10 protein-coding genes are annotated in these 13,399 nt (G+C 58.5%); 6 read left to right on the forward strand and 4 right to left on the reverse strand.

Annotated elements, in window-relative coordinates:
* Window positions 1-35: 35 nt before the first annotated feature.
* Entirely contained in the window at window positions 36-836 is an 801-nt protein-coding gene (locus FGU71_RS02450; RefSeq protein ID WP_142787100.1) for a transglutaminase-like domain-containing protein, read from the forward strand.
* Here FGU71_RS02450 and FGU71_RS02455 read toward each other — a convergent pair.
* Window positions 833-1,852 (reverse strand): LacI family DNA-binding transcriptional regulator, encoded by a 1,020-nt coding sequence (locus FGU71_RS02455; protein ID WP_142787101.1) that lies wholly within the window; start codon window positions 1,850-1,852, stop codon window positions 833-835. The two genes, FGU71_RS02450 and FGU71_RS02455, sit on opposite strands and share 4 nt — an antisense overlap.
* 396 nt (window positions 1,853-2,248) lie before the next feature.
* On the opposite strand from FGU71_RS02455, the gene zwf reads away from it, so the two are divergent.
* The 5 genes from zwf (at window position 2,249) to FGU71_RS02480 (ending at window position 10,315) form a co-directional block, all read left to right on the forward strand.
* Window positions 2,249-3,712 carry a glucose-6-phosphate dehydrogenase gene (gene zwf, locus FGU71_RS02460; protein ID WP_234035603.1) on the forward strand — a complete coding sequence of 488 codons (1,464 nt, stop codon included), beginning with the start codon at window positions 2,249-2,251 and terminating at the stop codon, window positions 3,710-3,712.
* Window positions 3,705-5,510 (forward strand): phosphogluconate dehydratase, encoded by a 1,806-nt coding sequence (gene edd, locus FGU71_RS02465; protein ID WP_142787102.1) that lies wholly within the window; start codon window positions 3,705-3,707, stop codon window positions 5,508-5,510. The genes zwf and edd overlap by 8 nt, the downstream gene beginning before the upstream one ends.
* A gap of 15 nt (window positions 5,511-5,525) precedes the next feature.
* Window positions 5,526-6,509: a glucokinase gene (locus tag FGU71_RS02470; RefSeq protein ID WP_234035604.1), complete on the forward strand. Its 984-nt coding sequence runs from the start codon at window positions 5,526-5,528 to the stop codon at window positions 6,507-6,509.
* Window positions 6,506-9,295, forward strand: a complete 2,790-nt coding sequence (locus FGU71_RS02475) for a phosphoenolpyruvate carboxylase (protein WP_142787104.1) — start codon at window positions 6,506-6,508, stop codon at window positions 9,293-9,295. The genes FGU71_RS02470 and FGU71_RS02475 overlap by 4 nt, the downstream gene beginning before the upstream one ends.
* Window positions 9,296-9,427: 132 nt before the next feature.
* A complete protein-coding gene (locus tag FGU71_RS02480) occupies window positions 9,428-10,315 on the forward strand; it encodes a L,D-transpeptidase family protein (RefSeq protein WP_325053152.1) in 888 nt (295 codons plus the stop codon).
* A gap of 36 nt (window positions 10,316-10,351) precedes the next feature.
* Here FGU71_RS02480 and tilS read toward each other — a convergent pair whose 3' ends face one another.
* From tilS to FGU71_RS02495, 3 genes are all read right to left on the reverse strand, one after another.
* A complete protein-coding gene (gene tilS / locus FGU71_RS02485) occupies window positions 10,352-11,386 on the reverse strand; it encodes a tRNA lysidine(34) synthetase TilS (RefSeq protein WP_407644406.1) in 1,035 nt (344 codons plus the stop codon).
* Complete coding sequence (locus FGU71_RS02490) at window positions 11,374-12,339, reverse strand: tetratricopeptide repeat protein (RefSeq protein ID WP_142787106.1); 966 nt, start codon at window positions 12,337-12,339, stop codon at window positions 11,374-11,376. The genes tilS and FGU71_RS02490 overlap by 13 nt, the downstream gene beginning before the upstream one ends.
* Window positions 12,340-12,513: 174 nt before the next feature.
* Window positions 12,514-13,365: a helix-turn-helix domain-containing protein gene (locus tag FGU71_RS02495; RefSeq protein WP_142787107.1), complete on the reverse strand. Its 852-nt coding sequence runs from the start codon at window positions 13,363-13,365 to the stop codon at window positions 12,514-12,516.
* Window positions 13,366-13,399: the final 34 nt, after the last annotated feature.

Genomic DNA, 13,399 nt, shown 5'->3' on the forward strand with positions numbered 1-13,399 from the left:
AAGGAACGATCCGCCCACCAGCCGTTTCATCTGTAATGCCAATTGAAATCACCGCCTCATTTGCCTTTGAACTTGATGAACCGACAGACGTGCTGCTCCAATTCGAAGCGGCGCCTATCGAAGGTCAGGTCATATTGTCGAGCAAGACGCATCTAAGCGCGGCCGATCACACCGCTCGAATTTCGGCTCAGGATGGTGTCGGCGAACGGGTGTGGGTCCATGCCAAGGGGCGTTTCGAAGCGCGGTATGATGCGGCGATTCTGATTGAACGCAACGAAGAGGATCTTGCTGGTTTACCAGCGATGCCGCCGCACCTTTTGTCCGGGATAGCGACCAACTATCTGTTTGATTCCCGCTATTGCCCGTCAGGGCACTTTCACAACTTTGTCGAACAGGAATTTGGCGGCACCTCGGGCGGCGACCGGATTATCGCAATCCGGACATGGATTGCCGATCATTTAAGCTATGTCGCAGGGGTCAGCGGACCAGAAACCGATGCGTCGGAAACCTTTGCTGTGAGGCAAGGCATCTGCCGCGATTATGCGCATCTCATGATTACGCTGGCACGTGCATCGATGATCCCTGCCCGTTATGTCGCGTGCTTTTCACCAGGTGTGAGCCCGCCCGATTTCCATGCCGTTGCGCAGGTATACCTTGCCGATCGGGCGGATCATAATCGCGGGACCTGGCATCTGATCGACACTACAGGAATGGCCGCGCCGCAAGATACCGTGATTATCGGCGTTGGCAGGGATGCAGCCGATGTAAGTTTCCTGACCAGTTTCGGACCTCATCTTTTCGAATACAGCGAGGTACAGGTCGCGCAAACGACCTAACTGCTCCCGCGCACCAAAAGCCTGACGGGCACCCGCCTTACGCTCGGATGTTCACTGCCATCGGCGACAGCCTCGACCAGCAGGCGGCCGGCCTGATCCAGATCCGGCTCAATCGTCGTGAGTGGCGGCGTGGTCAGCTCGCTCGCAGGGATGCCATCAAACCCGACAATCTTGATATCATCGGGCACGGAGCAGCCTGCCGCCTGAAGAGCATCCATGACGCCAAAAGCCAGCGCATCACAAACGGCAAAAACACCATCAAAGTTTGTGCCACTTTCCAGCAAGGCCTCGGCTGCCATGCGCCCTTGTTCGCGGCGCGCTCCGCCCGGCTCGATCGTTTCCAGGATGGCTGTCACGCCTAACTCTTTGGCACGCGCCATAAACGCATCAACACGCTCGCCAAACTGGCGCTGCGTGCTGGTGTGCGATCCGATGACTGCCAGTTTTTTGCACCCGCGCTCAGCCAGATGTTCCGCGGCAAGCCGCGCGCCTGTTTCATTATCAGAAGACACCCAATCAAGGTCGCCGAGCGGCGATCCCCAATAAGCCACCGGCTGTGTTGTCTCTCCAGCCTTGCGAAAATAATCCCACGCCGTGCGATTGGCCGTGGTGCCGATGACAATCATGCCTTCGGCTTGCCCCCGCTCGACATAGTGCCCGAACAAGCGATCTTCCTCGGACTGAAGCGACACAAGCACTTCCAGCCCCCGTTCAGCCGCAGCCGCACAAATTCCGCCCAGCAAGGCATAGGAAAACGGGTTCACATCGCGCGCGCCGCCGCCCGGTTTGCAGATCACAATCGTGGCAAGGGTGCCGGTGTGCCCCCGGCGCAGCCGCGCCGCACGTTCATCAACAAAATATCCGAGCGCCTGCGCCGCATCGAGCACCTTGTCACGCGTCGCCTCGCTGATCACGGCAGACCCTGACAATGCGCGGCTCACGGTTGACTGGCTTACGCCAGCGCGTTCTGCGACGTCGAAACTGGTCACCCTTGGGGCTTTACGGACGGAGTTCATCAGGCGCCCCTCCCAAAGGGCAATGCATAGCTATGCATTTGCCTATGCCGGACAATAGCCCTTCATACCAGCGTGAGAAGATATAATGCACACAACTTATCGCCGCAGCTTTGCCCAGCCTGCCATCAACCGCCGAATTTGCCTCTTGGCGCGGTCATCAGAGATTTCATTTACGATCCTTTATATCTTACGCAGAGCCACCCTGGACCGCGACGCTGTGTTGATGTTCGCTTTGATCGGGAATTTGGTTTGGGACACTGAATGTCACAGGTCGGGCAAATGGTCGGAAATTCGGGGTATGTTTGAATAGCTATGCGGCGCTATGGTCGTCCGCTGCGCAGCGCGCTAAACCATGCTGAGATAATAACAGCGCCACACCCAAAGGAAGTGTCACATATGGATATACCGGCGATATCTGCCGACCGGCTGCTGTTATTCGGAGCAACCGGTGATCTGGCGCGGCGCATGCTCTTGCCCAGCCTTTGTGCATTGGACGCAGATGGCTTGTTGCCAGAGACATTGCGCATCGTAGGCACAGCTCGCAGTGAAATTGGCGACAGCGAATTTCGCGACATGGCGCGCGAAGCGCTTGAGAAATTCCTGCCCGCAGAGCGGCGCGGCGGTATGGCCACGTTCCTGAACCGGCTCAGCTATCAGGCGCTCGATGCGACGACACTGGACGGTTTTGTAGACCTCGCTGAAAAAGTGGGGCCATCCACCAGCAAAGATGGCGAAGGTGGTCTGGCCATATTCCTGTCAACAGCACCAAGCCTGTTTGGTCCGACGATTGCCGGATTGCAGCATGCCGGATTGACCGGTGACCATGTGCGTATCGGGCTTGAAAAGCCGCTTGGCACCGATCTGGATAGCAGCTGCGCTATTAATAATGCGGTGGCCGAAGCCTTTACCGAAGACCGTATTTTCAGGATCGATCATTATCTGGGCAAGGAAACCGTCCAAAACCTGCTCGCGCTGCGGTTTGGCAATATCCTTTTCGAACCGATCTGGAATTCCAATTATATCGAGCACGTCCAGATCACCGTTGGCGAAACGGTCGGCCTGGAATCGCGCGTCGGATATTATGATGATAGCGGAGCGATGCGGGACATGGTGCAAAACCACATGTTGCAGCTGCTTGCGCTGGTCGCGATGGAGCCACCCACCAGTTTCGATGCGACCGCGGTGCGGGATGAAAAGGTGAAAGCCCTTCGCGCGCTTCGGCGCGTTGCCGCCGATGAAACGGTCACCGGCCAATACAGCAGGGGCGCAGTCGATGGCGAAGCCGTGCCCGGCTATGATGATGAGCTGGGTAAAAGCAGCGACACAGAGACATTTGTCGCGATCAAGGCCCATGTTGATAATTGGCGTTGGAAAGGGGTGCCCTTTTACCTGCGCACCGGCAAACGCCTGCAAGAACGCGTTACCGAGATCGTCGTCCGCTTCCGCAGCGTCCCGCATTCGATTTTCGAAGGGATGGGATCAGGCATGCAGCCCAACCAGCTGTTGATCGGAATTCAACCGGAAGAAAACATCACGCTGTCTTTAATGGCAAAAGTTCCCGGCCTTGGAGTGGATGGCGTAAAATTGCGTCAGGTGCCGCTTGAGATTACGATGCCCGATGCCTTTGTCGGACAGCATCGCCGGATTGCTTACGAACGCCTCCTGCTCGATCTGATTCAAGGTGATCAGACGCTGTTTGTGCGCCGCGACGAAGTCGAAGCGCAGTGGCAATGGATTGATGCGATCCGCGCGGTCTGGGAAGAAGCAGGGATCAAACCAAAACCCTACAGCGCGGGCACATGGGGCCCCAACGCAGCCATAGCCCTGACTGAGCGTGACGGAGTAAGCTGGCATGACTAAGTTGAACAATACCATCCGCCGCGTGACCGAGCGGATTGTCGAAAATTCTCGGGCAAGCCGTGCATCCTATCTTGAACTGATGCAACGCGAAGCGGACCGCAAGCCAGAGCATAAAGACGTGGCCTGTTCCAACCTGGCCCATGCTTTTGCCGGTGCGCTGGAAGATCAGGACGCGATGAAAGCCGGACGCGGTCCGAACATTGGGATCGTTACCGCCTACAACGACATGCTCTCCGCGCATCAGCCATATGGCCGGTATCCTGACCGCATGAAAATTTTTGCGCGTGAAGTCGGTGCGACAGCGCAGGTTGCAGGCGGAACGCCGGCCATGTGCGATGGGGTAACGCAGGGCGAAGATGGCATGGAGCTATCGCTGTTCAGCCGTGATGTAATCGCGATGTCTACCGGGATCGCGCTTTCGCATCAGATGTATGATGGCATTGCCTGCCTCGGCATATGCGACAAAATCGTGCCCGGCCTGCTTATGGGTGCGCTGAGATTTGGGCATTTGCCAGCGGTATTCGTGCCTTCGGGGCCGATGCCATCGGGCATATCCAATAAACAGAAACAGGAAACCCGCCAGAAATTCGCCGCAGGCGAAATTGGCCGGGACGCGCTGCTTGAAAGCGAGCTCGGCAGCTATCATTCGCCCGGCACTTGTACATTTTATGGCACCGCCAATTCCAATCAGATGATGATGGAAATGATGGGCCTGCACATTCCCGGCAGCGCTTTCATCCAGCCGGGTACGAAACTGCGCCAATCACTCGATCGTGCGGCGATCCATCGCCTGGCCGAACTGGCCGGAACCACCGAGCGCACCCTAGCCAAAGTCGTCGATGAAAAAGCCATCGTGAACGCGGTCATCGGTTTGCTTGCGACTGGCGGTTCGACCAATCACGCGATCCACATTCCGGCGATGGCCCGCGCGGCAGGTATCATCGTTGACTGGACCGATCTGGCTGAGCTTTCCAGCGTGGTCCCCTTGCTTGCGCGCGTGTATCCGAACGGTGCAGGCGACGTGAACCATTTCCATGCTGCTGGCGGCATGGCCTATGTGACGCACACCTTGCTGGACGAAGGGCTGGCCCACGCCGACATCCTCACCGTTTGGGAAGGTGGCATGGATGCGTACACCGCAGAGCCCGTTCTGGAAAATGATGCACTGTCATGGACGCCAGTGAAGGAAAGCCGCGATGATACGATGCTGCGCCCTGCCTCCGATCCGTTTATCGCCGATGGCGGCATGAAACTTGTCACTGGCAATCTGGGCAGAGCCTGCTTCAAATCATCGGCCGTCTCGCCTGATCGCTTTACCGTCGAAGCCCCCTGCCGCGTGTTCGAAAATCAGGCTGATGTCGTAACCGCTTTCAAAGCGGGCGAGCTTGATCAGGATGTCGTCGTCGTCGTCCGGTTTCAGGGCCCGCGCGCCAATGGCATGCCGGAACTTCACTCACTCACGCCTTCGCTCGCTGTGCTTCAGGACAGGGGATATTCGGTTGCGCTCGTTACCGATGGGCGGATGTCAGGCGCATCAGGCAAAGTGCCCGCTGCGATCCATTGCACACCCGAAGCGCTTGGCGGCGGGCCGCTCTCGCTGATCCAGACCGGCGATATTGTAAAAGTCTGCGCGAGCACTGGCGAATTGTCGACCACCGCCGATCTTTCATCGCGCACTCCCGCCCCCGATCCCCAGCCGCAATGGGGCGTGGGCCGGGAAATGTACCGGATGCTGCAAATGCAAGCGGACGGCGCGGAACAAGGTGCCTCGGCCATGCTCGCCAGTGCTGGATTATAGGATATGGGCGGAAGCATGGAAATTGTAGCGGTCGATATCGGCGGCACCCATGCCCGCTTTGCGATCGCGAAACTCGGCGCAGATGGCAGTATTGCATTAGGCGAACCGACCACGCTGCACACCGAAGATCACGCCAGTTTCCAGACTGCGTGGGAAGATTACCGTGATCGGATGGGCGGAAGCCTGCCCGATGCGCTGGCCATGGCGGTCGCAGGACCGATCAAGCCCGATCTGATCCGTTTTACGAACAATCCGTGGATCATTCGCCCGCCTCTGATCCAGAGTAAGCTGGGCTGCGGTAAACACACGATTATCAACGATTTCGGCGCGGTCGCTCATGCTGCGGCGCGCGCTCCTGCGGATGAGTTTATTCATTTGGCCGGACCCGAAGGCGAGCTGCCCGAAACCGGGACAATCAGCGTGCTTGGCCCAGGCACAGGATTGGGCGTTGCCCATTTCTACCGCAGCCCCGATGGCACATACCGCGTACAAGCAACCGAAGGCGGGCATGGTGATTTCGCGCCAGTCGATGCCATCGAAGACGCGATCCTCGCCCGCCTTCGCAAACGCCACACCCGTGTCTCGGATGAACGGGTCGTATCAGGCCCCGCAATTGTCGATATTTACGAAGCACTTGCCGCAATGGAAGGCCGCGCGGTCAAAGAGCTGAGCGATGTTGAAATCTGGACGTCGGGCACCGATGGTTCAAACAGTCTGGCGGCGGCTGCGGTCGACCGGTTCTGTCTCGCCTTGGGCTCGGTTGCCGGAGACATCGCCTTGATCCAGGGAGCCAGCGGAGTGGTTATCGCAGGCGGTCTAGGTTACCGGATCCGCGAAACCATCATTGCCTCAGGCTTTGCATCGCGCTTCACAGCAAAGGGGCGCTTCGCCGGAATGATGGGCAATCTGCCGGTCAAACTCATCACCCATCCTCAACCGGGCCTACTCGGCGCGGCGGCGGCTTTTGTACAAGAACACCTCGGAGAAACTCCCGCATGACCCTTCCGCTTAAAAATACCGCCGATCTCAGTGCGCGCTTGCAGGAACTTCATGCCCGCACCCGCGAGACACCGCTTTTCAATCCGGTATTTCAATTGGGGCTCGATTTGTCGCGGGCGCTTGAGGGGGGCTCAACCGATCTCGACGCGCTTGAAGCCTTGGTCGAAGAACTCGAATGTGCCGGGCTAGAGGCGCGTGCAGGCCGTTTGCAGCGTCTGGTCGCTCCTGTCGCGCCAGAAGCGAACGAAGCTGCGCTGAATGCCGCGCTCGGATCGGCGGATGATTTTGATGCGTTTCGTACGCGGTGGGAATCGCCCCGGCTGCACGCTGTGTTTACGGCCCACCCGACGTTCCTGATGACACCGGGCCAATCTGCCGCCGTGGCCGATGCCGCCAGTCAGGATACGCCCATATCACGGTCGGTCTGCGCCGCAGATGCGCAGCGCCCTTCGATCACGCTCGAATACGAACACGGCGAAGTGAGCAAGGCATTGGCCAACGCGCAGGATGCACGATCCAAGATCGTCTCGGAAACGCTGGCTTATGCGGCCAAGGTTTGGCCTGACCAATGGCACGCGCTTGCGCCCCTGCCATTCCGGTTCGCCAGCTGGGTCGGATATGACATGGATGGCCGGACCGATATCAAATGGTACACATCCATCCGGTTCCGACTGTCGGAAAAAGCCGAACGCTTACGCCGCTTTGCCGATGATCTTGAAGCGATCGTCCCTGCTCACGCATTGATCGATACATTGCGTTCGGGCGCGGATCACGCAGGCCGCAGCGCCGAGGATTTTGGTGAGGATTTAAGTGCGCCCGAAGCGCTGTCTCAGGCCGCTAACAGGCTCACATACGACCACCCCGACAAACTGACATCGCTCACAGCGATCATTGCCCAGCTGGATGATGAAGCCGCAGCGAGCGACGATCTCGATCAGGCGATTGCGATCAAGACCCTGACCTCGTGTATGCGCGCCGATGGTTTGGGAATGGGCCATGTCCATTTCCGCGTGAACGCCAAACAGCTGCACAACGCCATCCGCAGCCATATGCACGAAACGCCTGAGCTTGATCTTGCGAGCAAAGGCGCGGTGGCGACGCTGCGCCGGATGCTGGCCGGCAGAAAGCCGATGCGCACCAATTTTGCCAGCCTGGCGATCGAAAGTTCCACCGCGATCCGGCAATTCCTGGCCATGGCTCAGATCCTCGAGCATATTGATGCAGACACCCCGATCCGGATGCTGATTGCGGAATGCGAACAGCCCTCCACCGTGCTCGCCGCGCTGTATTTTGCGCGCACTTTCGGGATTGAGGACAAAGTCGATGTCTCGCCTTTGTTCGAGACCGAAAGCGCGCTGGAACATGGCGGACGGTTTCTGGATTCGCTTTGCGCAGAGCAGCAATACCGCGACTATGTTCGGTTGCGCGGGCGCGCGTGTATCCAGACCGGGTTCTCCGACGCTGGCCGGTTTGTCGGGCAGATCCCGGCAAGTCTCGCAATTGAACGCCTGCAGGGCCGATTTGCCCAGGCCATGGCGAAAAACGATCTCGCCGATGTCGCTGCACTGATTTTCAACACTCACGGCGAAAGCATGGGGCGCGGCGCGCATCCTGCGAATTTTGAAGACCGGCTAAGCTGGCCGATGAGCGGTTGGGCAAGGCACCGTTTCGCCAGTTCCGGCATCAAGCTGGAACCCGAAGTCAGCTTTCAAGGCGGTGACGGCTATCTATTCTTCTCGCGCCCGGAATTGGCGCTCGCCACCCTTTCGCGCATCGTCTGCGCACCGGTCGATAATGCCGATGCCGCCAATGATCCGTTCTACAGCCGCACAGATATCAGCCTTGATTTCTATCGCGCAGTTCGCGCTCACCAGCGCCAACATTTGCGCAGCGCGACCTATTCGCGCGCGGTCACGGCGTTTGGACTGGGTCTGCTCAATTCCACAGGCAGCCGTGTTTCCCGACGTCAGTCTGATATTTCAGCCGACCGCGATATGAACCTGCGGCAAATCCGCGCGATCCCGCACAATTCCGTGCTACAGCAGCTCGGCTATCCGGTGAACGTCATTTCCGGCATCGGCAGCGCCGCAGATGGCAATTATGAAGAACTGGCCAGCCTGATTGAATCCAGCCCGCGCGGGCAGCAATTGATCAGCCTTGCACGGGCTTCCAATGGCCTTGCCAGCATCAAAACGGTCGCCGCCTATGGTGAATTGTTCAACTCGGCCTATTGGGCCAGCCGCCCCTATCGCGGGACAGAGCCGCACCTGTCGGGCGCGTGTGAAACACTGGCAGAATTCCTGACGAAGGATGACCGCACCGGAGTTTATCGCCGGCTTGCTTCGCGTTTGCGGGTCGATGCGCTGAAACTCTATCGCCTGTTCGATCTGCTTCCGGCGGAAGATCCGGACTCCAACCGCGAAACGACCCGCAGGATGATTGGCGCTGCGCAATCTGTCCGGCTTGCCTTGATGCAGCATATTTTCCTGAAGGCTGTGTCTGTTCCGGTGTTCAGCCGGGCAAACGATATCAGCCGCGAAGATGTGCTTGAAATGGTGTTCAGCCTGCGGATCGAAGATGCCTTGGCGCAAATGCGCCGTGCATTCCCGACCCACTTTCCCGCGCCCGGCGATTTCGCAATGGATGCACCGGCGGATTACCCGGATGCAACCAGCGAGGGTTATGCCCAGATCGGGCGCGATTTCATCGATCCGATCGAGCGTGCCTATTCTTTGATGCTGAGGCTTTCGATCAGCATAGCGAATCAATTCGGAGCGCACGGATAGAAGAGCGCAGCCTCTCGCAGCGTCGCGACAAGATTTTACGTGTTAACTTTTGCCCCTGCCCTCCGTCCCTTCGCGAGACGGAGGCGTGTTAGTCACTGGCAGTTAAGACCAATTTCGCGCATAATGCGCCGCATGATGAAGATGAAACATTACTCCAGTTTTGCCGCAGCCCTCGCTCTTGGTGCGCTTGCCAGCAATTCCGCCCTTGCCCAGCAGACATCCACCGATGCCGCTGCTGACGCTGCCGAACAGATCGCGCAGGAAGCGCAGGACGAAATCCGCAGGATTGATCCAACCACTGGCGGATCTTCGCTGATCGTAGATCCCAGTCTTCCGATGCCCTACGCCGCCGAAACCGGGGCAACGGACGCACCTGAAAAATTCGAACCTGGCCTGCCTGTAATCAGTGCAGCACCGGCAGCCATCGCGGCTGCGCCCGAACTTGCCGAACCGGCCTTTGCGCCGCCGCCAGCCGCGCTGCCTCCTCGCGGCCCTGCCGCACGGATGATTGCGCAACCTGTCGTCCAAGCAGCGCCCGCATTTGATGCAGATGATCCTTTCGTCGTCAAAAGCATCCTGCCAATCGAAGGCACGATCCGATATGGCGATTGGTACTGGGACGAAAGCCGCGCACCAGCGACCGGTAAACTCGTTATGACAGTCGATCTGGATGCACGCGTCATCAGCGTGTTTCGCGACGGTCACGAAATCGGTACCGCCGTTGCTTTGCTAGGCACCAAAAAGCACCCGACCCCTGTCGGTACCTTCCCCATCCTGACCAAGGAAAAGGATAACATTTCGGAGAAATACAACAACGCTCCGATGCCCTGGACCCTGCGCCTGACATGGGATGGGATTGCGATCCACGGCTCACCCGTACTCAATGGCTATGCCAGTCACGGCTGTATCGGAGTGCCCGATCCCTTTGCCGAAAAACTGTTCGCATTAGCGAAACGCGGCGACAAGGTGGTGATCACTCGCGGGTCATTGATCGGCGTCGGCGACAAAATCATGAGCTAAAGCCGGGAAACATACCCGCGCATAAACTTGATCGAATTATTGCGCCGCGCGGGGCGGTTCAGGGCTGAAACGCCAAACCCGCATGGTTACGCCCGTCTGGGCAATCTGCTCGATTCCCGGAACGATCAAGACGCCTGCCAGAGACGCATTGTCACCGCGCCATAACCGATCGAATGCACGCCCCGCGTCGCCGCGCGCTGCATCTCCGCCCAGCTCGCCGATGACGCGGCAGATCGTCTCAATCGCAATCGCGCGCGGAACATTGGCGTAATATCGAAATCCGCGGCCTGTCTCGTCGGAATCGGGCACGACATGTGTTTCCCAGTCCTCCGCAGCGAACCATTCAATCGCGCGCCAGGCGTCCTCGATATGCTCTGCGCTGGCCGCCAGAGCCTGCGTATCAAGCCAATCCTGATCCGAAAGAAAGCGCCGGACCCGGGCGCGATCAAACTGCTCGTCGCTGTTGGAGGGATCGCGCACAGGCTCGATCTGAGCCGATGACACCACCGATTCCAGTTCGCGTTTGCTCCAACGCAGCAAAGGACGGGCAAGCGTACCGCCCCAGCCGGGAATTTCAGCGGTTGAGCGGATCGCCGCAAGGCCGGGGACACCGCTTCCGCGGTTTAAGCGCATCAATATGGTTTCGGCCTGATCATCGGCATGATGCGCCGTCATGAGCACAGCCGCCCGCGCATCATCATGCCATTGGCCCAGCGCAAGATACCGCGCTGTGCGCGCCTCAGCCTGCACATTGCCGGGCTCGACTTTCACCTTCAAGATCGCATGGTCGACGCCAAGCCGGCGGCATATTTCAGCGACGAATTCGGCTTCTGCCGCGCTTTCGGCTCGCAAGGCATGATCGACGGTTGCTGCCGCAATACGCTCTGATCCGCAGGCCGCATGGGCCAGCAATAACAAAGCGAGGCTGTCCGGACCTCCCGAAACCGCAAGGCCAAGCCGCGTATCAGCAAAACCGAAACGATCCAGATCGGCGCGAAATCGCGCGATCAGTTCAGGATTGATTTGCGTATCAATCAGCGGCTCCGCTCCTTCAAAGCCTATCCCTCGCAGGTCACTTTGCGGCGGTTGGCCTCGTAACTGTCCAACAAACGACCACTTGCGATGGCAGGATAGGTTTCTCCGAACTCAGCAAGCGCGATGCAAGCGCGGCGCGTGTCTTTCATTGCGATCATGGATTCGGCCAGAAGCAGCAAGCTGTCCGGTGCGCGTGCCGCCGTCCGGTCGGCCTGATAATTACGCAGGAACCAGCGCGCTGCTTCTTCTGGCATACCGTCATCCAGGAATGCGCGGCCCAGCAGATTGCGGCCCCAAGTTAACCGCCAGTGCGAGGGATAGGTTTCGACAAAACTGGACAATTGCTGACGCGCCTCTGGATAGAAACCAGCATTCCAGAGACGGAAACCATAGGAATATTCATCATCTGCCGCATCGTCAGTTTGCGGCTTGGTGATTTCCTGTACCGCGGCCAAACGCTCCGCACTTGGTCCCGTGGCAGCTGGTGCGGTTTGAACCAGACCGGCTCCATCATCATCCAAAATTGCGACCAGATTGGCGTTATTCTCGCCGCTGCCGGTTCTCTGCGACGCGGGCGATGTGATCTTCACGCCCACCTCCAGCGCGGAAACGCGCCCTTCCATCAGCGAAAGCGCGTTCGAATTTTCTTCGGTCAGAGCCGTGAGGCGCTGCAATTGCTGCTCCATCGCATCAAGGCGGGCCAGTATATCGGTAACCGCTGTGGTCGATGGCGTTGTGGTCCGCGAAGGGGATGCTGCCGCGGTGCCATCGCCGGAAATTTGAGGCTCAAAGAAACGGCCATCGCCGCCGGGAAATACATTACGTTGAAGCGCGCGGATCTCTGCTTCCATTTTGCGCAGACGCGCTTCGGAGGACTCCTCCTGAGCGAATGACGGAACAGGCGATGTCACGGCCGTTGCCGCCACCGCGAGTGCGCCAGCGATTCTTAAACTAGAAAGTGAAAATGGCTTTTTGAGAGCGAATTTCATGGGTTCTGTGTTCCCTTTTTCTGCAAACCGGCGATCGAGGGTCTCGGCCGCGCGCATCCGCATCATGTTTGATAGGCTGCATGGTGGCAACCGGTGCATGAATGACACCGGAATTAGTGCCGCCAGATGGGCTGCAAGTCGAGCAAGACTATCACTAAATCGGTGGGAAAGAGGCTAGTTTGCGGCTGATGCGGCAGGATCGGGTATATCCGCCCGCGCCAAGAGGGCGGCAGCCGATATCGCTGTATCACCGAGCGTAATCGGTTCTTCGGCAAGTTTCGCCACTGGTTGCCCGCCGATTGTGATCGCCAAAGCATCGGGCCGGCCAGTGTTGATCCGAGGCTCAACTGCGGTCGCAGGCAAAACGAATTGCTCGCCGTTCTCCATCTGCTTTTCGAACAGGCGCTCACCGTCTTCTTCGTAAAAGCGGACCCAAATTCCGTCTTCAAGAGCGGTAAAGACAACTTCACTGGCCGCATCAACGGGAACTTCGGAGGGCGCACCGTCTGCCTCGCTTGCGCCATTTTCGGCCACTTGCGCCGTTTCTTCGTCAGCCTGCGCGACCAACGAATCCAGCCCGTCTCCAGCGCCGAAATAGGTGCTGTAAAAAGCATAGATGCCAATCGCCAGAATAAGGGCAGCGAAGGCGCCAAACCATGCCAGTCCGGCAGACGGCAGCTTGGCAGGATCGCCTGGCTCCATCCCGCCTGCCAAAGCCGATTTTCTACTCACACCTTCAGAAAGCTCTTGGCGAACGGCGGCAGCGATTTCCGCTTCATTCAGGCCGACGATCCGGGCATAGGAACGGGCAAAACCTATCGCATATGTCCGCGATGGAAGATCATTGAATGCGCCGCGTTCAATTGTTTCGAGATGGCGTTCGGGGATGCGCGTTTCGGCGGCAATGTGCGGTAGGTCGAGCCCCTTTTCCTCGCGTGCAGCGCGCAAGCGCTCGCCGACGGACTGCGTTTCAGCCACAGTCTCTTGCCCCAGCTCTTCGCTGCTACTTTCTTGTTCGCTGCTCATGACCCAATCCACTTTAGCGTGGTTTTTAGAAATT

It is taken from the genome of Erythrobacter insulae (assembly GCF_007004095.1).
Lineage (GTDB): Bacteria > Pseudomonadota > Alphaproteobacteria > Sphingomonadales > Sphingomonadaceae > Erythrobacter > Erythrobacter insulae.